This window comes from Methylobacterium frigidaeris (genome assembly GCF_022179185.1).
Taxonomy (GTDB): domain Bacteria; phylum Pseudomonadota; class Alphaproteobacteria; order Rhizobiales; family Beijerinckiaceae; genus Methylobacterium; species Methylobacterium frigidaeris.
This window is the reverse complement of the sequence record NZ_BPQJ01000163.1, coordinates 1-340: the sequence shown is the minus strand read 5'-3', so window position 1 is coordinate 340 and position 340 is coordinate 1. Positions and strand designations below refer to the sequence as shown.

The window sequence follows — 340 nt, the reverse complement described above, 5'->3', positions numbered from 1 at the left end:
CGGGCGGCGAGGTGGGCGGCGAGAAGCCCCCCCATGGAAAGCCCCAACACCCCCCGGGGCTCGGGAAGCTCCAGGTAGGCCTCCTCCGCCGCCAGGAGCCAGTCCTGAAAGCGCACCTTTAGGAGGTCCTCGGGCCGCGTGCCGTGGCCCGGCAGGGCGGGCTGGCGCACCTCCCACCCCGCCTCCTTAAGCCTTTCCGGCAGGGGGCCGAGGGTGAGGACGGGGTGGGAAGTGAAGCCGTGGAGGAGGAGAAGGTGCATGCCTAAGCATACCCCGTCTGGACGGGAGGGTGCGCCCGTGGTAAAACGTGGGGCGAATGCTTTCGGGGGATCTGGCCGAG

1 protein-coding gene is annotated in these 340 nt (G+C 70.3%); it reads right to left on the bottom strand.

Annotated elements, in window-relative coordinates; genetic code table 11:
* On the bottom strand, nt 1-260 hold a 260-nt coding region (locus MFF64_RS39055; protein WP_238193955.1), incomplete at its 3' end, for an alpha/beta fold hydrolase.
* Nucleotides 261-340: the final 80 nt, after the last annotated feature.